The 18,220-nt window shown below is 62.9% G+C and carries 18 protein-coding genes and 1 pseudogene; 4 read left to right on the plus strand and 15 right to left on the minus strand.

From position 1 onward, the window contains the following. Positions 1 to 14: 14 nt before the first annotated feature. The gene (locus G467_RS0104530) at positions 15 to 233 is read right to left on the minus strand and encodes a hypothetical protein (RefSeq protein WP_022968546.1); all 219 of its coding nucleotides are present in this window, start codon (positions 231 to 233) and stop codon (positions 15 to 17) included. A gap of 266 nt (positions 234 to 499) precedes the next feature. Between G467_RS0104530 and G467_RS0104535 the strand changes: the two genes are divergently transcribed. After that, positions 500 to 940 (plus strand): nuclear transport factor 2 family protein, encoded by a 441-nt coding sequence (locus tag G467_RS0104535; RefSeq protein ID WP_022968547.1) that lies wholly within the window; start codon positions 500 to 502, stop codon positions 938 to 940. 7 nt (positions 941 to 947) lie between these two features. On the opposite strand, the gene G467_RS0104540 is transcribed toward G467_RS0104535, so the two are convergent. From G467_RS0104540 to G467_RS18400, 7 genes and pseudogenes are all read right to left on the minus strand, one after another. Next, the gene (locus G467_RS0104540; RefSeq protein ID WP_022968548.1) at positions 948 to 1,607 is read right to left on the minus strand and encodes a glutathione S-transferase family protein; all 660 of its coding nucleotides are present in this window, start codon (positions 1,605 to 1,607) and stop codon (positions 948 to 950) included. 72 nt (positions 1,608 to 1,679) lie between these two features. Further along, entirely contained in the window at positions 1,680 to 2,258 is a 579-nt protein-coding gene (locus G467_RS0104545; protein ID WP_022968549.1) for a BLUF domain-containing protein, read from the minus strand. Between the two features lie 140 nt (positions 2,259 to 2,398). Continuing rightward, positions 2,399 to 3,196: pseudogene (locus G467_RS15420) on the minus strand (TIGR03915 family putative DNA repair protein); the annotation flags it as partial. An 8-nt stretch (positions 3,197 to 3,204) separates the two neighbouring features. Continuing rightward, complete coding sequence (locus G467_RS0104555) at positions 3,205 to 4,464, minus strand: putative DNA modification/repair radical SAM protein (RefSeq protein WP_026802354.1); 1,260 nt, start codon at positions 4,462 to 4,464, stop codon at positions 3,205 to 3,207. Positions 4,465 to 4,628: 164 nt separating this feature from the next. Further along, positions 4,629 to 5,597 carry a hypothetical protein gene (locus tag G467_RS0104560; RefSeq protein ID WP_022968552.1) on the minus strand — a complete coding sequence of 323 codons (969 nt, stop codon included), beginning with the start codon at positions 5,595 to 5,597 and terminating at the stop codon, positions 4,629 to 4,631. A gap of 79 nt (positions 5,598 to 5,676) precedes the next feature. After that, positions 5,677 to 6,246, minus strand: coding sequence for a DUF4199 domain-containing protein (locus tag G467_RS0104565; protein WP_211214042.1), 570 nt, complete (start codon positions 6,244 to 6,246; stop codon positions 5,677 to 5,679). A 73-nt stretch (positions 6,247 to 6,319) separates the two neighbouring features. Continuing rightward, positions 6,320 to 6,733: a response regulator transcription factor gene (locus tag G467_RS18400; RefSeq protein ID WP_022968554.1), complete on the minus strand. Its 414-nt coding sequence runs from the start codon at positions 6,731 to 6,733 to the stop codon at positions 6,320 to 6,322. Between the two features lie 186 nt (positions 6,734 to 6,919). Between G467_RS18400 and G467_RS15425 the strand changes: the two genes are divergently transcribed. Then, positions 6,920 to 7,834: a YHYH protein gene (locus G467_RS15425; protein ID WP_022968555.1), complete on the plus strand. Its 915-nt coding sequence runs from the start codon at positions 6,920 to 6,922 to the stop codon at positions 7,832 to 7,834. Between the two features lie 63 nt (positions 7,835 to 7,897). On the opposite strand, the gene G467_RS0104580 is transcribed toward G467_RS15425, so the two are convergent. The 3 genes from G467_RS0104580 to G467_RS0104585 form a co-directional block, all read right to left on the minus strand. Next, positions 7,898 to 8,656 carry a hypothetical protein gene (locus G467_RS0104580; RefSeq protein ID WP_155844824.1) on the minus strand — a complete coding sequence of 253 codons (759 nt, stop codon included), beginning with the start codon at positions 8,654 to 8,656 and terminating at the stop codon, positions 7,898 to 7,900. 194 nt (positions 8,657 to 8,850) lie between these two features. Next, positions 8,851 to 9,498 (minus strand): DUF6988 family protein, encoded by a 648-nt coding sequence (locus G467_RS18485; RefSeq protein ID WP_425386818.1) that lies wholly within the window; start codon positions 9,496 to 9,498, stop codon positions 8,851 to 8,853. 57 nt (positions 9,499 to 9,555) lie between these two features. Then, a complete protein-coding gene (locus G467_RS0104585; protein ID WP_022968557.1) occupies positions 9,556 to 10,569 on the minus strand; it encodes a DUF6438 domain-containing protein in 1,014 nt (337 codons plus the stop codon). A 153-nt stretch (positions 10,570 to 10,722) separates the two neighbouring features. On the opposite strand from G467_RS0104585, the gene G467_RS0104590 reads away from it, so the two are divergent. Next, a complete protein-coding gene (locus G467_RS0104590; RefSeq protein WP_022968558.1) occupies positions 10,723 to 11,919 on the plus strand; it encodes a DUF418 domain-containing protein in 1,197 nt (398 codons plus the stop codon). A 92-nt stretch (positions 11,920 to 12,011) separates the two neighbouring features. Here G467_RS0104590 and G467_RS0104595 read toward each other — a convergent pair whose 3' ends face one another. The 3 genes from G467_RS0104595 to G467_RS0104605 all read right to left on the minus strand — a co-directional run bounded on the left by G467_RS0104595 (position 12,012) and on the right by G467_RS0104605 (position 16,362). After that, on the minus strand, positions 12,012 to 14,138 hold the full coding sequence (locus G467_RS0104595) for an ankyrin repeat domain-containing protein (protein WP_026802355.1): 2,127 nt from the start codon (positions 14,136 to 14,138) through the stop codon (positions 12,012 to 12,014). A gap of 58 nt (positions 14,139 to 14,196) precedes the next feature. Further along, a complete protein-coding gene (locus G467_RS17365; protein WP_022968560.1) occupies positions 14,197 to 15,057 on the minus strand; it encodes a DUF4019 domain-containing protein in 861 nt (286 codons plus the stop codon). 138 nt (positions 15,058 to 15,195) lie between these two features. Next, complete coding sequence (locus G467_RS0104605; RefSeq protein ID WP_155844825.1) at positions 15,196 to 16,362, minus strand: hypothetical protein; 1,167 nt, start codon at positions 16,360 to 16,362, stop codon at positions 15,196 to 15,198. Positions 16,363 to 16,855: 493 nt separating this feature from the next. Here G467_RS0104605 and G467_RS18440 point away from each other — a divergent pair, with 493 nt between their 5' ends. Next, entirely contained in the window at positions 16,856 to 17,104 is a 249-nt protein-coding gene (locus G467_RS18440; RefSeq protein WP_342663004.1) for an HNH endonuclease signature motif containing protein, read from the plus strand. 266 nt (positions 17,105 to 17,370) lie between these two features. Here the strand turns inward: G467_RS18440 and G467_RS0104610 are convergent, their stop codons facing one another. Beyond that, entirely contained in the window at positions 17,371 to 18,162 is a 792-nt protein-coding gene (locus tag G467_RS0104610; protein WP_022968562.1) for a TSCPD domain-containing protein, read from the minus strand. Positions 18,163 to 18,220: the final 58 nt, after the last annotated feature.

Raw genomic sequence — 18,220 nt, forward strand, 5'->3', positions numbered from 1 at the left:
GTGCCGCAAGCGTCTTACTTCTGCATCTGACCCGAGAACAGGCAGGTCAGGTACTGGATGCCGCTCATCGTGTACCACGGGTCCTTGCAGGACGTGGCGAGCTGGATCGACTTGCCGCCGCCGACCTGTTTGGCCGGACCAGCGGTGTTGGACTTGGCGTCGACGGGGGCGGCGAACGCGGCGACAGCGATGACGAGCGCGGCCGAGCCGAGCAGGTTGGCAATACGGGACATCGAGAATCCTTTCTGTGATTGAGAAAGAACGAAGACACGGGCGGGGGCCCGTGCCTTCGTTCACCCGGGGGGCGGACCAAGCTTAGCGAGCGCCGACCTGCGATCGCACACCGGTCGGCGACTTGTTCGGTGCTGCTCACGGGGCAAGTGGACCGTGCATCCCGGGCCCGGGGCGATCATGTCCGAAAACGGCGAGCGGTCCCCATCGGCCGGGCGGAAAATGGCGTCCAGCGGGCCGTTTACTGCGCCCGGACCGGAGCCCACCCATGTCGCCCCACGAGACCGATCTCGCCACCTTGCGCGCCTTGAATGCGCGCTTCATCCACAACTTCGTCACGAACGACGCTGCCGGCCATTCGACGATCCTGCATCCGGACTTCATCGAGATCGGCACGACCGGCGCACGTCAGGACCGCGCGGCCTATCTGCTGGAATGGGCGTCGGCCTTCGATCCGGCAGTCATCACCTATTGGGACATGCGCGACGAGAACATCGCCGTGTACGGCGACGTCGCCCTGGTGCGCGCGGCGACGAAATGGGTCCGCCACGGCGTCACCGGCATGACCTGCTACACCGACACCTATCTGCGCGTCGGCGCGCAATGGTTGTGCGTGCAGGCGCAGCTGACGCCGGTCGCCGAGAAAAACTATCCGCCCGACCGCACGATCGTGTGCGAATACCACGACGGCGTGCAGGTCGCCCGCTAGGTCGGACTCAGTCCCGATCCGGGGCGCCGAGGGGGAAATACGACCGGTACGGTCGCGCCTCGTCCACCGCGCGTGCGAACGAGGGCCGCGCGAGCAGACGTTGGCGATAGGCGGTGAGGTTCGGCCGCGACGGCCCGATCGCATGCGTCCAGTCGGCGTAGAACAGGAAGGGCGCCGCAGCGCAATCGGCGAGACTGAAACCCGCGTCCGTCGCCCATTCGCGCGTGGCCATGCGTTTTTCCAGCCAGTCGTAGGACGTGTCGAGCATGTCGCGTGCTTGCTGCACGTCGGCAGGATTGCGATGCTCGGGCGGACGCAGCGCGTTGAACACGATGCGCTGCTGCGGCGTCGAGATGTAGTTGTCGAAGAACCGGTCGAGCATGCGCACGTCCAGCGCGGCGTCCGCGTTCTCGGGAATCAGGCGCACCGGGCCAGGCCGGTGCACGCCGAGGTAGTCGATGATGCTCGTCGCTTCGAAAATCGTCCGCTCCCCATCGACGAGCACGGGGAATTTCTTGATGGGCCACAGCTCGGCGAGCTCGCGCATGGCCGGGTTGTCGCGTCCGTCGAGGGACCGCGGCTCGAACGCGATCGCGTTCTCGTACAACGCGATCAGCACCTTCTGGCAGTACGAGGAAAACGGATGGAAGTACAGCTGCAATGCCATGACAATCGTCCAGGACGAAACCGGCGATCAGAGTACCGTTTCAGTGAACGCTGATGCCACCCCGCCCTGGATCTAAAGCACGATCGCCACAGCCAGCGCGACGACCGATCCGACCAGCGCCAGGGTCGCAAGCGTTCGCGCCCGATGCGCGATGGCCAGCGCGTCTTCGCCGCCGGCGGGACTCGCCCTGTCCTGGCGGTCGCTGACCTGGGCGTCGCGCCCGCTCAGCAACAGACCGATCATGTCGGTCATCATCGCCGGCGTGAATCGATACGGATCGAACACATTCTGTCCGTGCCGGTCGAGCAGCTCACGAACCACGGACGCATTGGGCACGTACTTCATCGACCACCCGGAGAAGGCCGGTTGTCGGATGGGTTCGCGGCTGAGCACCGTCAAGTCGCGATGGCGTGGGTCTGCGGGCAGTCGGGCGTAGAGCGCGTCGACCGCGTCTGCGGGGCCTTCGAGGCACTGGAAGAAGCAGCCGTCGCCGAAGTACAAGGCGCCCACGAGTCCATTCGCCGGATTGTTCCGGCGCGACTGCATCAGTATCCGCGCGACGTCGGAATTCAGGCTGAGCGCGTCCTGGCTCGCGGGAAAGGTGGCCCGGCTCGCATAGACGAGCCTGACGAAATTCGTGGGAAATTCCATGGCGGATCCGCTCGTGTCCGGGTTTGACCGGGCGGCACGATAGGCAAGCACCTGTGTACGGCGCGTCAGCGCCGCAGGGCCTGGCCGAAATTCTACTCTGACCCCTTTTTTTGCTTCGTCGCCGCTATCGCGCGCTCCACCATGCGCGGCTTCGCCGGTGCCTGCGCATCGCGCTCAGCCATCTCCCGCACGCGCACGCCGGCGTTGCGGATCATCTCGGGCAGGCGGTGCGTTTCCGGCAGATGCTTCCAGTATTTCTGCGGCATCTCCTGCCGCATCATGCGCGGGTTCAGCCGTGCCGGATTGAAAATGTTTGCGTAGTAGGTCTGCCACATCGTCTCGCTCGCATCCTCGGCGGGCGCGTCCGAGCGCAGTCCGCCCTCGCCCATCGCCAGCGCATCGCCGTCCCACACCGCGCTGCGGTAGGGCGTGAGGATCGCCCAGCGCATGCCGGCGAAACGGCGCACGAAGAACGGCACGACGAGGTCGAGGATGTGGTGCTCGGGCTCGAACCAGGCAACGAAATCGTCCGTCGTTCCCGGCACCGCGCGAAAGCGCACGAAAGCCTTCATCTTGTGCAGATCGCGTCCGATGGTTTTCGCGAGCGTGCGCGCCCGATGCACGTCTGCGTCGATCGGGTCGGACAGCAGACGCTTCTCCCCATGCGTCAAGCGCCACAGCAGGCGGTACAACAACGCGTGACGCTGCGGCTCGCGGTGCGCGATGACGCCGGCGGCCAATCCCAGAAACTCGGCAGACACGGACGGGGTACGCGCGGGCACCGGCAAACTGTCCACCAACTCGCTGCCGAACAAATCGCCGTCGTTGGCATCGCCCCAGGACAACTGGTCCGGTGCGATGCCGGCGCCGAGCGCCTTGCGTGCCTGCTCACGCCAGGCGGTGAAACTCCACGGCGGATCCACGCGGGCGAGGTACATGCGCGGGCTCAGTCGAACAGCCCGGCCTGCCGGGGCGGCGGCGCGAGCAACGTGCGCAGCCGATCCGGGCGATCCAGGGCGCCGTGCGGGTGATGGTCGGGCAACTGGACGAAGGGCAGCATCTTCTTCACCGGCGCGCGCAGTCGCGCGAGATCGTCCAGACGCAGGCGCCGGTGGCCGCGCGCGCTCAGGATCTTGTCGACGTTGCGTGTACCCAGCCCCGGCACCCGCAACAGGGTCTCGCGTGGCGCGGTATTGAGGTCGACCGGGAAGCAGGCCGGATTGCGCAGCGCCCAGGCGAGTTTCGGATCGATGTCCAGATCGAGCAGGGTCGCGCTGCCGTCGGCCGCCCGTGGCGCGATCTCGTCGACCTCGAATTCGTAGAAGCGCAGCAGCCAGTCGGCCTGGTACAGGCGGTGCTCGCGCACGAGCGGTGGCGATTTCAGCGGCAGGACTTTCGAGGCGTCGGGGATCGGGCTGAAGGCCGAGTAGTACACCCGCTTGAGATGGTAGTCGCCGTACAGTCGCACGCTGGTATCGAGTACATCACGATCATCGGCGGCGTCGGCGCCGACGATCATCTGCGTGCTCTGCCCGGCCGAAGCAAAGGTCGGCGCACGGGCCAGGCGCTTCGCACCCGGCTTCGGTCGCGCCTGCTTGGCTTCCTCGATGCGCCAGCGCAGCTGACCCATGGCATCGCGGATTCCACCGGCATCTTTCTGCGGCGCCAGCTGCTGCAGACCGGCTTCGGTGGGCAATTCGACATTGATGCTGAGGCGATCGGCATAGCGCCCGGCCAGCGCGAGCAGTTCGGGCGAGGCCTCGGGAATCGTCTTGAGATGGATGTAGCCGCGGAACTGGTGATCCTCGCGCAGGCAGCGCGCGACTTCCACGAGCTGCTCCATCGTGTAGTCGCCGTTGCGGATGATGCCGCTCGACAGGAACAGGCCCTCGATGTAGTTGCGCTTGTAGAAGTCCAGCGTCAGCGCCACGACCTCCCCGGTCCGGAAGCGGGCCCGCGGCACATTACTCGACACGCGATTGACGCAATAGGCGCAGTCGTACACGCAGAAGTTGGTCAGCAGGATCTTCAGCAGCGATACGCAGCGGCCGTCCGGCGTATACGAATGGCAGATACCCATGCCGCCGGTACTGCCGATGCCGCCGCCCTTGCCGAGCGAATCCTGCTTGCGCGCGCCGCTCGACGCGCAGGACGCATCGTATTTGGCGGCATCGGCGAGGATGGCGAGTTTTTCGAGGGTGGACACGGTCATGGTTCCGCCGAGAGTATCCGACAGTTTTCCGCGTCGCCTGTGTTGGGACTGAGAAGGACCCGACCCCTGGCCCGGTATGGAAAACCGGGGTCAGAGTACGTTTTCGATGCCTGTAAATACTACTCTGACCCCCTTTTCACCCTTTTCAAGCAGGGCGGTCAGTCAGGCGTTCCGATGCGATAGACCTCGGCAAACCCGGAGGGAATGCCTAATAGCTCGTCCTGCAGCTCGGCATGATTCTTCATGGCATCCAACCAGGAGAAGTAGCGCTCGATGGTGACCGTCTCGGCAACCGCACGGAGGATGGCGGCGCGATTCTCTGCCGGAAGGAAGGGCCTGCCAGCCTTGTTTCGTTCCAGATAGGACGTTTTGTAGTCACCACGTAACACGTGGTGCCATGCCCAGGTCACGTTTGGCCAGGACGATGATTTCCATCCGACCGGGCTCACCACATCGCCGATGAGCATGCCATGCGCGCCGTACAGCCATTGCATCACCTGAGCATTCCAATGTGCGGAGTCGATCGTCAGCATCGACTTCATCCAAGGCCCGATCTCCTCGGGCAGCAGGTATTTCGCGCAAAAAAAGGCTGCCGCGGAAAACTCGCGACTGAGTAGGGTCCAGGCCCAACGACCGTCTTGATGGGCACCGGGGCGAAGCAGGATTTCACCGGCAAGGCGCTGTGATTCACTCCAGCGTTCCGCACCCATGAGGTAACGGCCCATCGTCGCGAAGACATCGTCGCGGTACCCCGGATAGGGCTCTGCAATCTGTCCCGGATAGGTGACGAAGAATCCCGATGCCAGGTATTCGAAGAGAGATTCGTAGTCGCTTTCGTGGCCACGCGGCAACAGCTCAGCCAACAGATAGTGGTACCACTGCGTCCACTCCGGCTGCGGGCCGAACGAGCTGGTGCCGCTGATGATTTCTTCGAGCGGAGGCCTCAGTTCTGTAATAGACAGGTTGGCCACGCCGGGTAGGAGCTCGTCGAACATCCTCCTCTCTTCACTCGTGAACCACGCCTCACCCATGGCCTCCTTGGGCCGGCGAAAATGAGCCCTCAGACGCGCGAGAGCATCGGTGTCGATGCCCTCGCCCGGAATCCAGCGGTGGTTTGGCGTGCTCATGGCCGTCGGTAGGTAGGCGAATAGAGACGAGAATACGCGAAGGTCGCCGCACTTCCTTCCACATCACGCATCGCGCGGTTTATCCCCGCCGCGCGGGCAAAATCCGCGGATTGCACAACAGTCCTGCCGAAACCAGCGACACCAGCACGCCGACCGGGAAGATTTCGACGAAAGTCATCGGCAGGCGGAACATCGGATCCGCGTATTGGACCTTGAAGGCATCCAGTTCTGCAGTCAGTTTCGCGATAGCCTCGGCGCTCGCGCCGTTCGCCTTTTCGCTCGCGATGATCGCCTGCGCGTAGCTGCTGGCGAAGTCCATGTGGGTGATGGCCTGCACGATTTCCCAGGCGACCACGTAGAAAATCCCGGCGATGAAACTCACGCCCAGACCGACGCCGAGCGCCCGCCAGAACCCGATCACCCCGCCCCGGTCCACATCCCGGTGCCGCTTGATGCCCACGAAGACCGCACTGAGCGCGATCAGCATGGTCGTGTAACCGATGACCATGCCGTACTTCAGCGGCGGCAGGCCGCTGAAGGCGGTGAAGGTCAGAATCTCGAATCCGCCGACGACCAGACCCGCGATCAGGCCGAACTTCAGGATGGTGCGCCACATGGTGAATCTCCTCAGGAGGTTGGGAGCCGCCATTGACCGCGATCGGACCCCGTCGGGCAATCGCCCGAACGGGTGATTTTGCCGCAATCACCCCGAATCCGCGGCCTCAGGGCACGATGCCGAGCTCGCGTGCCCGGCGGATCGCGTCGGTGCGCCGCTTCGCCTCGAGTTTCTCGAACACGCGCGCGATATGCGTCTTCACCGTGTTCGGCGACACGTGTAGGCGCGCCGCGATCTCCTTGTTGGAATGACCGGCGGCCAGCTCCTGCAGGACCTCGAGCTCGCGCTCGCTCAGGCCTAGCGCCTCCAGCGCTTTCGGGTTGCCATCGAAGGCCGCCGGTGCCGGCGCGGCGAAGACCCGCACGCCCAGCACAATGCCCAGCACCAGGAAGGCCACGGCAATCAGGAACAGTGTGATGTCGGTCGAATGCGTGCGCGCCAGGCGCTGATAGTCGAGCCACTGCAGGGCGAGCGTGCCCGCCGCCAGCAGCGCGCCGTAGCCGACTATCCGCTTCCACATGATCGCCTCCGACGGCCGTGCCCACCGACATTTTAGCGCCGCGGCGCGGGTCGCAAGCAGCGGCCTTCCAGACCGATGAAACCCTACACCGACGCCTTTCACTCCGGCTTCTCCCACGCGCGGTCAACCTGCCGCCTTGGGCAACGTTGTGGTTTCTCAACGCGGTGCAGACAGGGGAAGAGCGGCATGAACTTCGGCAGAGCCATATTCACGATTGTCCTGACCGCCGCGACGAGCCTGACCGCGCTCGCCGCCGGCGCCCATGAGCTGCCCGTCGGCGATGGCCATATCAGCCAGGCGCCCCTTCGCGGCAACGTGTTTGCCTGCCAGACCACGTTCCGTGGCGGCGGCGCGCGCCATGTCGGCGACTGGTTTCATGGCGATACCTGGAACCCGCTGGAAAAACCCCACGTCGCCGGCCGCGTGATGTGGCCGCAGGCCGCGCTGACCATTCGCGCGGGCGCCGATGCCGTGTCGATCCGGAGCAATGGCCTGCCCGTCGGCCAACCGACCGGCACCTTCCCGATTTCTCCGCGTGACCCGGTGTATCAATACGACACCAATCCCAATGCGATCGCCGAGCAGTCGCTGTCTTTCGACATTCCACGCGTGCCGGCACGTGCGGCGCAGCCGGGCTGCCTGCCGATGGGCATGATCGGTTACACCACCACCGGCGTCGCGCTCTACAACGCACTGGACGCGGCCGGTCGCGATGCCGCCGCGCATGAAGTGCAGGACCTGTGCGACGGACATCCGCAAGGCAAGGGCCAATACCACTATCACAGCGCCTCGCCCTGCTTGCCCGGTGCCAATGCAAATGTCGCGGTGGGCTGGGCCCTGGACGGCTATCCGATTCTTGGCAAGCGCGACGCCAAGGGCGTGCTCCTCACCAATGCCGATCTCGACGCCTGCCATGGCCGCGCGGAAACGGTGACGGTCGACGGCCGCCGCTACGACTATGCGTACCGGCTGACCGAGGAATATCCCTATGTACTCGGCTGCTATGCCGGTACGGTCTTGCCGCAGACACAACAGGCGATTCGCCAGTCGATGGGGCCGCCGCGCGACGGGCCGCCGGGACCTGGACGGCCGCGGCGATAGCCGAAGAAAACCAGGGTCAGAGTGCCATTTCGAAAAACTGTTCTGACCGCGAAATTTCGACCGTTACTTCTTCGCCGGCACCCGCCGCAACCCCTGCAATTGTGCCGCCGCCTTGGCATCGCCCAGCGCTTTTGCCCGCTCCAGCAAGGCAAGCGCAGCTGCACGATCGCCGGCCTGATTGCGACTCAGCCTGACCTGGGCGGCGTTGTAGGCGGCGATGGCGCTACCCATCTTCGCGCCGGCTTCGAAGTCGGCGAGTGCGCCATCCGGGCACAGGAGAAAAACGTCGTTGCCGACACCGGCGAGCAACATCATCTCGGCATCTTCCGGACCGAAGCGATCTTCCAGGCCGGCCGCCCACCCGACGGTCAACGGCACCAGGACTTCCTTGCCGGTAGGCACGAAGTAGCGCCCGGCGCCACGGCGCACCGTGAACGCCTGCCGCGTCGTACGCATGCCGCCCTTGCTGTCCATCCAGAGAAAACCATCCATGCCGGTCACCGGGAATCCCTTGAGCTGCCGCGACAGCTGCGTGGCGAGCGAGGGCGTTGTCGTCGAAGGCGCCACCCCGGTCCACGACCCGTGCAGCTCGACCCGCTTGTGTTTCGGCTCCAGCTGCGGGCGCAGCATGCCGGCGAGCTCTGCCACCGTCAGGATGCGCAAATCCGCGCCATACATGCGCCAAGGACTGCTCTGCAACGCGATTCCAAAGGTGAGCGGATCATCCGGCTGCGCCTGCGTGTACTCGTAGAGCACCTCGGTCGCCGAGCGGCAACCGGGTCCCTCGCGCTCGCAGACCGGGACGTTGGCGGAGCCAGACAAGGGCAAGGAGTTTTCGCAGGCGCTTGCGACTTGCGTGGCGGCGAGCAGGATCAGCAGAGGGAAAGCGTTCTTCAATGTTGTTTCCTTGGGCGAAAACCAGGGTCAGTGTGCCATTCAAAAAAAACCGGGGTCCGAGTGCCATTACGAAATAGGGCTTTGACCCAGTCTTCACCATTCTTGCTGACTCCACCTCTTTAATCTGACTCCGGCCTCCGCGAGGAGGGAGGCAGACAGCCCGCATACCTCATTTGCAGTGCCGGCAGCTGAGGCGACGGAACCCCAGAATTCATCCGTACGAGATTGGTGGCAACCACGAGCATCAGATTTGCATTCATTATCACTCCAGCAACTTCATGCTCTGGGAATCTAGCCAGACTTTGAATGACAGGTCGAATGCCCCCGTGGACGAATGAATGCATGGCTCTCCATGTCTCCCGTTTCAGCTCGAGAAGAGATTGGTGGATATGACTGGGTTCTTTTGCTTCTATTTGATCCAACATTCTTTGTACGTTCGGGCCCATTTCAGTCTCGCCATCGGACTGCACCGCGTCGGGGTTGGGAGTGACGAACCTAGCAATCCAGCTTTCATTTGCTGCTCGACTGCACCAGATAGCGCGAACGAGCGACTCAAAGGCAGGTCGAACCAAAGTCGTGGCTGGGACGTCCAACCCAGCTCGCGCAAGAACAACCTGGCCGAATACATGTTGTCTGACCAACAGGCAATAGCCATGGACGACCATGGAACGACGAGAAGCTGGTTGCGGCAGATTCGCCCAGAGCGTCTCCACTTCAACGTGAAACTTCTCCGTCTCTTCGACAACTGGCTGCAGACGTCGTTGCATGGCCTATCCAAAGAAGATGAAGAAATTAAACTGGGAGAAGGGTGCCATGTCGAAGCACTACTCCGAACCAATTTTAGTCTTCTCCGCCGACCCCTGGATCACCGACTTCTGCAGCTCCAGCAACTCACGCTTAGCCTCATCATCCGTCGAGTAGGGGTTCTCCGACGCGCGGGCCAGGATATCGGCGGCCTCCTGCGCATGGAAATCGAATCCCTCCGCGCGTAACGTCGCGATGGCGTCGCCTGACAGGTTGATCCACATCGCCGAGCGCGCGACCTTGTCTACCTCGCGCTCGAACTCGCTCGCGGCCGGGGGCATACCCTTGCGCTGGCCAATGTAGTCGACGAGCTCTTTTTTCTGGTCGCCCAGGGTCATCGTCAGTTTATAAGTTGGATGGTCGGTCCAGCCGCCGCGATAGCTCTCGCGCAGGGACCAGATATCCTTTTCCCGCAGGCTGTCGACGAGACGCCTGACTTCTTCGACGGGCACGCGGTAGGCATGGGTTCCGCGGACATCCACGAAGTCGTCGCCCTGGTAGACCACGCGGCCATCGCCATGAATCTCGACCTGGTAGATCGGGCAGGTTCCATAACAGCCGCTCCGGCTCAACGCGATCACGACCTGATCCAGAGGTACCTGCGGAAGAGGAACGTGCTTCTCCACCGCCTCGACTTCCGCGATCTGCTCAACGACAACGGCAGGGACCGCTTTGCCCTCTTGTTCGAAGGGCTGGTAGCGCCAGTCTTTCAGCGTGCCGATCACGGCACGCTGCCTGGGAGTGAGCACCTGGACTCGATCGAGGCGGTCGCGATCTCCGTAGCAGGCGACCCGACCCGACGCATCTATTCTTAGTGTCAAGTTGAAGCCCCAATCTCCCTCAATCTCGGTGCCGAACGGATAGGTGATCACCGGCAAGGGCGTGCGGCGATGCGCGGCGGCCACATCCAGATCGACGGCTTGTGCGTCGTTGGGCTTTACGCTGCAAACGCCGACCTGCGGGGCCGGCGGCGTGCCGCAGGAGGCGCAGAGTCCGGAAAACAGTAGAACGATGATCGTGGTGAGAACGCGCATCCGCTGTTTCCTCGGTGCAGAACTGTTTCAGGAGGACCAGAATCCGTCCGCGATTGCGAAATACTACTCTGACCCCCTTTGAGGATTCCCGGACGGGGGCTTTCGCGGCACGCATGCGCTAGTCTTCCAGCCAGCTTATCGGTGGGGAACCGTATGGCAACGATGCAGGGAAGTCCGCTCGCCCGCGAGGAGCGCCTGGACGTGGTGGATGCGCTGCGCGGGTTTGCGCTGTTCGGCATCCTGCTCGCCAATATTCTTTACTGGTCGGGCTGGGGCATGGTGACCGACGAACAACGGATCGCCTGGGGTGGCGCCTCGGGAGATCTATGGCAATACCGCTTCCACCATCTGTTCGTGGACGGCAAGTTCTACACGATCTTCTCGTTCCTGTTCGGCGCCGGGTTTGCGCTGCAACTCGAGCGCCTGCTGCGTCGCGGGCAGGACGGACTGCGAATCTACCGCCGTCGCGCCCTGGTGTTGCTGGCGATCGGTGTCGTGCACAACTTCCTGATCTGGGACGGCGACATTCTGCTTTTGTACGCGCTGCTGGGCTTGCTGCTGCCGCTGTTCCATCGCTGGTCGTCGCGGGCCCTGGTGTGGACGGGGCTGGTGCTCGTGTTCGTGGTGCCGTTCGCGGGCATCGCGTTGTTCGACGCGCTGGGCTGGAAACCGCAGGACGTTTTCTATTCCCTGAGCAATGACATCGCCCAAGCGCAGGGCGTGAACACCGCACCGGAGCAGATCCTGGCCTGGATGCAGCGCGAGGATTGGCGCGGCTGGTTCGCCTGGATAAGCAGCGGTCCCGCTTACAGCCTGGGGCTGCGGCTCGAGACGTGGCGCATCCCGAAGGTGCTCGGCATCATGCTGATCGGCATGGCAGCCGGTCGCGGCTTGACCGATGGAAGTTTGTTGGCGAACCGCGCGTTGTTGCAGCGCGTAGCGATCGGCGGCTTGCTGATCGGCGTACCGGCATCGCTGGCCTACGCATTTCGCCCCGGGCAAGGCCAAGCCGACTGGCCAGCGCTCATCGGCACGATGCCGCTCGGCATGGCCTATGCCGCGGCGTTCGCGCTTGCCTGGCCGTGGGCCTCACGCTGGCTGGGCGTGTTCAGCGCGCCCGGGCGCATGGCGCTGACCAATTACCTCACGCAGTCGGTGCTGGGCGTGGTGCTGTTCTACGGTGTGGGTTTTGGACTGGTGGGGCGACTGCCGATCTGGGGTTTCTACGGGTACGCCGTCTTGCTGTTTGTCGCCCAAGTGGTGTTCTCGCGCTGGTGGCTTGCGCGGCATGAGCAAGGGCCGATGGAAGCGCTGTGGCGTCGTTGGACGTATGGGAAACAGCCGGCGTAAAACTGGGGTCAGAGTGCCAATTCGAAATACTACTCTGACCCCTAAAACCAAAAACTACTCTGACCCTGCTTTCGGTGTGCCATTTCGCAATACTACTCGGCGTCCGTTTTTACCTTGCGCGCGCGTAGTCCATACCAGTCACGCTCGGAGGTTCTCTCTTTCCTAGCTACTGGATAGCGCGGGTCATGCATGAGGAACGGTTCCGAATAGATCGCGCCGGGATAGTTGTTGATCCACAGACGGTGAAGCCGTCCTTCGTAATTCTGAAGGTAGTCGTACGAGCCTAGCGGATACAGAACCTCGCGGCTCTCGCCCGGCTTGATCTCCAGACGCGTCGACGGCGACCAGCCGTGCTCGATGATCCGGTTGCTACTCCACTGGGTGCCCCTGCGCATCCGGGTCTCGAAATGGGATTCCATATCCAGACTGCCGAGCAGATAGTCGCCGCCTTCGGCCCACGCTGGTAGCGCGAAGGTCTTGTCCGAACCATTGCCAACTGCGAAACGCGCATAAACCGTTTCGCCATCGGGATACCATTCCACGAGGTAGCCGCGAAATTCCGAGCTGATCGGGTTATGCGTCTTCTCTGCAGCCGCAAGCAAGGCGTCCAACCGCGCCTGCAGCGTCGGGTCGGCGGCGACCTCGCGAGCGTAGTGCGGCGCCCACCTCAGGCGATACGGATTTGCCCCCTGTTCGAGCAGTATCTTGGCGACCTCCAGTGCCTGCTCACCCCGCTCGGCGAGCGAGTCTTTCACCGCCTGCAAAGGCAGTACGGGTGGGGGCAGGAAGGGCGCAGTGTCGGGCGACTCGACCTGGGTTCGCTGCCAGATCCGCGGCGTACCCAGGTTCACGTCGTAACCGGCCTCCAGCAGCCGGCGGACGTTGTCGACGCGGCCAGCGCGGATCTGTTCGATCAGTGCGCTGTCTCCGTCGCGTTCAAAGCGATCATCCGCCAGGCCAAAGTCCGCGAGCAATTCCAGCGCACGTGTATTGATCGTTCGCTGACGCGCGAACTGGTCGTAGACATCCGTTCGCTCATAGCCGACCACGCTGACGCGGCTGTCGATCAGCTGTGTCATTCGCCGCTTTGTTTCTTCCTTCGCATCCGCCGGCAACTCGGCGATTTCGCAGACCTCGATGCCCTCCGTGAGCGTCCGATTGTGCCGCAGGAACAACGTTTGCTTGTCCTGCGGGAGGAAGTCGAGATTGCAGTTTCCCCGTTCGAAGACCCAGTAAGACGCCATGTCCTCGGTTTCATTGGACATGAACCGGTGGCCCATGCGTTTGGCCATGGTCATCACCAACGCATCCGCGAGCTCATAGTCGCCCGCCTCACGCGCGGCGCTGAAGCGGGCGCCGAGTTCTCTCAGGCTCTCGCCTGGCGATGCGTCTGACGAAGGCAACGGGAGATTTTTGGTGGGCATGTGCGCTTGCTCGAACTTCGTTATCCAGTCCCATCGGCTTTTCTCCGAGGACGCGGGCAGCACGTAAAAATCGCCATCCAGCGATCCCGTCGGCCCTTCATAGTTGTGCGACTCGGACGAATAGCGAAAGACGGCTTTCGGAATCAGAACGCTGTTCACCAGCGGCCCGATCTGGATTTCCGGCGTGCCGTCGCCATCCAGATCGCGCGCGCGCCAGCTCCATTCCACCGGGGCAGGCGCGCCCTCTTGCTTCCGGGGCGCACCGACCAGAATTGCCAGGATTGGCCGCTGGTCGGTGGTCGCGGGCACGACATAAATGCCATCGACGTCCCAATCGGAACGTGTGCTGTAGCCGATCTTCTGCACCACCGCGAGTGCGCCGCTGGACTGGTATGGGATGACCGCATCGCTCGCATCCAGCGAATTGGATCGTTCGAACACCGGCACCCTGCGTCCCGCCGCATCGAACAGCAGAAAGTGACCGCCGGGTTGTTTATCTTCCCGCTCTTCCTCCGACCAGCGGGAGCCGAGGAAGACACCCATCACGCCGTTGGGCTGCGCGGTGTTATCGAACGTGCCCGTGACGCGGCAGCCGATGTTGGGAACGGTTTCTCGATATGCCGGCTCGCCAACGACGTCGCCGCGCAGGATCAGGGCACACAGGGCTTCGTCGCGACGGGCGGGGTCCCGAAGCGCGGACACCCAATAGGATCCGTCGTGCGGCGGCGGAAGATCGGCGTAAGCGGACGTGGCCGCCAAGACCAGAAGCAATGCGGGATGGATCAGCTTTCTCATGGCAAGGCATGGCTCCGAAGACCGTCCACGACGAGCATCCCGACTACCTTCGACGGCGTCAATGCGTTTCGGATGTCTCGGCCGGGGCGGCATCCTCACCACCCTTTCCGCCCTGCATCTGCCGGGCAATCGCCGCATTCATTTCCTGGAACTGGCGCATCAGATCGTCGCAGGCGGCCTTGCTGGCTTCGCACAGCGCGGACATGCCCAGCGACACAGCGCCGTTGCTCTCGACGGTGTAGCGCTTCACTGCCGCGGGATAGGCCGCATGACCTGGTGGCGTGAACGACCAGATCGCGTTCTCCGACGGCACAACGACGACGAACCAGCCACCCTCCATCGGCCGCAACGTGACATCCGTGCGCGCCGACAACGCCGCCCGCGCTTCGCGGACCGAGGTGTAGCCAATTGAATTGCCGCGGCTCTCCGGTAGCGGAGCCGGCGCAGGCTCCGGGGGCCCGGACGCCGGCTGCAGGTCGGCGGTCTGCTCATGACGCATCAGCTGGAACGACGTCTCTCCCGGCGCGCGATACCAGACCAGGTATTCCTTCGCATCGACGACCGTCACATGCTGCGCGACAAAGTCGACCGCGACATACAACCCCGGCGCCTGCGCATTCGGCGGATCGAGATACCAGGTAACGCCCGTGCGCGTGCGCGCCTTCACCGGTCCGCGTCCAGCCGCGCCGTCCCGGTTCATCGCCTCGAACTGCGCGAAGCTCATCATCGCTTTCAGGCCGGGCGTCTGCATCGCGTACGCGGCGCGATAGTTTCCGGTATCCAGAGCGTGATAGTAGTCGCCGGTGAGGCGATCGATCTCCGCGAAGTCGGCAGGCGTGGGGGAATAGTCGGCGGCGCGCGCGGGCACGGGCGCGAAAGACAGGAGGAGTTGCAGGGCGAGAAGAAGGGCGAGGCGCATGGGGATCACTTCGGCAGGACTAGCCCTAGGTTACAGCGCTCAAGTCGGTAAAGACCCGCCTCGCGAAGTGTTTCTACTGTTTCTGCGGAGCAATCCACAGTCGCGATGTGGAAATCGCCCTGCGACCGCTACCTCGCCTCAATTCCAACTCAACAGATGGCAGGTGTACTTTTCACCATTGCTGCCATCGTCGAATCCGCCGCCGTTGCGACCTTTGCAGGCGCCCCAGCGCAGGTCCTGACCACCTTCCTGGATCGACCACGAGTTTCCCGCCCCAATGGTCCACGTGCCCCCGTTCTTGCATTGACCGTCCGGACTGACAACACACCAGAACGCCTCGATCGGCACGCCGCAATGGTTGGCCAGTTGCCAGCCGCCGCGGGTGCTGATGGCCGCCATCTGTCCATTGCCGGTAATGACGGTGCAGGACTTGGCGTCGGCGGCCGGGTTATGAACCTTACGCGTGCGACTGGAATCGCGTGATGCCGTCGCATTGCCCGATGATGCCAGCGGCAACACCCCACCTCCGGCGCCGTCCGGATTGCCGCCATACCCGATCATGCGGTTGGCGCTGGCGATATACGCCGCGGCCTCGGGGTGGCCCGCGCATCGCCCCTCAAACAAGGCCTTCTGGAACTGCCCCAACTTCGCGGCCACGTCATCGCTGCTACCAGACCACTGCTGCGAGCTGATTTGTACCTTCTGAATCTCTTCCGAGCACGCGGCGGCATTCGTTTGACCCGATTCTTCCGTCGGCCGACTCGGACTGACTGGAGCAACGGGCGACGACGTTCGCTGGCTGGCGTTTTCGGTCCTTGCTCTCGATTCCACGCGTGCCAGTGCGTTCGAAAAGATCATCCAGTGGGCGCGAGCACCGTCCGGATTCCCAATGCCATTCTGCACCTGGAAGCCTCGTGTCGCGGCAACACAGGCCCGAATCAAGCCGGCAGAACGCGCCACGTTCCCCTCGGTGATGGCCTGCAGTGCGGCTCCGCGATGTTGGGCAAGCATCTCCACGTCGCTTCGGGTGGGCAAGATGCCGATGACATTGTCGGTCAACCCGTCCTTCGGACCGGCCTCATAGGCCGCGAACTCGGCGGCGCATACCTGTCTGATTTCCTGGCGACTGCGATCGGTCTCTGACTGGGAATGCACGATCGGCGCGAACAAAAAGCCCAGACAAGCCAGTGAGTAAGCGATGGTGGTTGCTTTCATAAACCTTCCTTTTTGAATCTTCATGAGAGGTTTACTGGCGATGCCATTTAAAGCGGAACAAATGAGCAATTCGCCAGGAAGAAAAGACACGGCAATTCCGCAGCGCGAATCTGGTCGCTGGAACAGGGGTCTAGGACAGGACTCAGTGTGCCATTTCGAAATACTACTCTGCCCGCTTTTTCGGCGGCGGAGCAGTCAACGGCCCCCATTTGCAAACGCGATTGAAGTGAGGTTCAATTCGCACAACGTCGGAAAATCCGGCGCAGTTGGGGCGACTGGGCTGAGCCCGTTGCCACCCGGACCTCTTTAGAGCAACCGGGAGATGTCGGGCGGTTTGCCGACATCGTGCCAGGCGGGATAGAACCCCTGGTGTCTGCGGCATAGGCCGCCTGACGTTGGGCTTAGCCGGCGTCGTTGGGCCAGTACGGCAGAAGCCGACTGGTACCCGTCATGCACCCTAAGGGGCATCGGGATCCATTTTTCTTTCTCATGGATCTTCGATATGTCAAACAAGAGACTAGTGAATCGACGCTTTGCCGCGTTCCAAGGACAGCACGGCCGTTGCTATTACTGCGATCACCCGATGTGGCTACAGGACCTGCCCGCATTTGCCAAGCAGCTGGCAATTCCGTTAAACAAGGCACGGTTGCGTCAATGCACGGCCGAACACTTACTCGCCCGATGCGATGGCGGTGGCGACCTCTCAGAGAACATTGTCGCCGCTTGCGCTTTCTGCAATAAGCAAAGGCACAGGCGCCGACAAGCCCCTGATCCGTCTGCCTTCAAAGAACTAGTCCAACGACGGATCGCAGCGGGGCGATGGCTGCACTGACGAGAATATGGCGACAACAGTGGTCAGAGTGCGGCTATCAAATACCACTCTGACCACTGATTTCGCAACTATGAAATATCTCTCTGACCCCTGTTGCGGCTCGTGAAATTGGAGAGCCGCCCCTCACCCCTACCCTCTCCCCGCAGCGCGGGGAGAGGGGGTCGGCTGGCGAGGCGATTGTTTGATTCGGGAGGCGCTGCGCTGAATTTGTTCTACAAAGAAAAGGCGGCCAATAGGCCGCCTTTCTGGTCACAAGTACGGGGCAATCACCCGCACTTCGAATACCCACAATTCAAACAAGTCTGACACCCATCCATCAACACGAGCGCCTTGGTATTGCACTTGTGGCACAGGGTGGCGGTCGCGGGAAAAGAGGCGCCCTCGCCGGCTTCGGATACCGCCTCGTCAGCGCGTGACGCGCTGTCGGCACCGGCACCGGCGAGGTCGCCGCTCAACTCGTTGTCAGGCTTTTTTTTTGACTTGTTCTCGTACGCGGCGCGCTTTTCGGCGAGCATCGCGCGGGTGGCGTCGCTCATCTCGGGGTCGACGATCATGCCGATCGACTTGAGATGTTCCTCAACCACCGAGCCGATCTCGGCAACGATCGACGGCATGTACACGCCGCCCGACTTGAAGTAACCACCGCGCGGATCGAACACGGCCTTCATCTCGTCGACCAGGAAGGTGACGTCGCCGCCCTTGCGGAACACGGCGGACATGATGCGGGTCAGGGCCACGATCCACTGGAAGTGGTCCATGTTCTTGGAGTTGATGAACACCTCGAACGGACGGCGCAGCTCGTGCTCGGTACCGTGGTTGAGCACGATGTCGTTGATGGTGACGTACATCGCGTGCTCGACCAGCGGCGACTTGATCTTGTACGTGGAGCCGATCAGCACCTCGGGGCGCTCGACCTTCTCGTGCATCTGGATGATGTCGGCGCTCGGCAACGCGATGGGCGTGGGCGCGACAACGATGGGTCCAGCGGTCTCGCGGGCCTTGTCTTCCGGCTTCTGAACGCTGTAACCCTTGATTTTCTTGGTGATCTTGATGGCCATCGGCCGTGCTCCTGGGCTTTGCTTTATTAGTTGCCGACGACCTTCCGGGACGTCGTGC

This window comes from Arenimonas oryziterrae DSM 21050 = YC6267 (assembly GCF_000420545.1).
GTDB classification, from domain to species: Bacteria; Pseudomonadota; Gammaproteobacteria; order Xanthomonadales; family Xanthomonadaceae; genus Arenimonas; species Arenimonas oryziterrae.

Excerpts from the sequence above, each read along its gene's own strand:
- G467_RS0104530 (WP_022968546.1), bottom strand. The coding sequence starts at position 233 with ATGTCCCGTATTGCCAACCTGCTCGGCTCGGCCGCGCTCGTCATCGCT.
- G467_RS0104535 (WP_022968547.1), top strand. The coding sequence starts at position 500 with ATGTCGCCCCACGAGACCGATCTCGCCACCTTGCGCGCCTTGAATGCG.
- G467_RS0104540 (WP_022968548.1), bottom strand. The coding sequence starts at position 1,607 with ATGGCATTGCAGCTGTACTTCCATCCGTTTTCCTCGTACTGCCAGAAG.
- G467_RS0104545 (WP_022968549.1), bottom strand. The coding sequence starts at position 2,258 with ATGGAATTTCCCACGAATTTCGTCAGGCTCGTCTATGCGAGCCGGGCC.
- G467_RS0104560 (WP_022968552.1), bottom strand. The coding sequence starts at position 5,597 with ATGAGCACGCCAAACCACCGCTGGATTCCGGGCGAGGGCATCGACACC.
- G467_RS0104565 (WP_211214042.1), bottom strand. The coding sequence starts at position 6,246 with ATGGCGGCTCCCAACCTCCTGAGGAGATTCACCATGTGGCGCACCATC.
- G467_RS18400 (WP_022968554.1), bottom strand. The coding sequence starts at position 6,733 with ATGTGGAAGCGGATAGTCGGCTACGGCGCGCTGCTGGCGGCGGGCACG.
- G467_RS15425 (WP_022968555.1), top strand. The coding sequence starts at position 6,920 with ATGAACTTCGGCAGAGCCATATTCACGATTGTCCTGACCGCCGCGACG.
- G467_RS18485 (WP_425386818.1), bottom strand. The coding sequence starts at position 9,498 with ATGCAACGACGTCTGCAGCCAGTTGTCGAAGAGACGGAGAAGTTTCAC.
- G467_RS0104585 (WP_022968557.1), bottom strand. The coding sequence starts at position 10,569 with ATGCGCGTTCTCACCACGATCATCGTTCTACTGTTTTCCGGACTCTGC.
- G467_RS0104590 (WP_022968558.1), top strand. The coding sequence starts at position 10,723 with ATGGCAACGATGCAGGGAAGTCCGCTCGCCCGCGAGGAGCGCCTGGAC.
- G467_RS0104595 (WP_026802355.1), bottom strand. The coding sequence starts at position 14,138 with ATGAGAAAGCTGATCCATCCCGCATTGCTTCTGGTCTTGGCGGCCACG.
- G467_RS17365 (WP_022968560.1), bottom strand. The coding sequence starts at position 15,057 with ATGCGCCTCGCCCTTCTTCTCGCCCTGCAACTCCTCCTGTCTTTCGCG.
- G467_RS18440 (WP_342663004.1), top strand. The coding sequence starts at position 16,856 with ATGTGGCTACAGGACCTGCCCGCATTTGCCAAGCAGCTGGCAATTCCG.
- G467_RS0104610 (WP_022968562.1), bottom strand. The coding sequence starts at position 18,162 with ATGGCCATCAAGATCACCAAGAAAATCAAGGGTTACAGCGTTCAGAAG.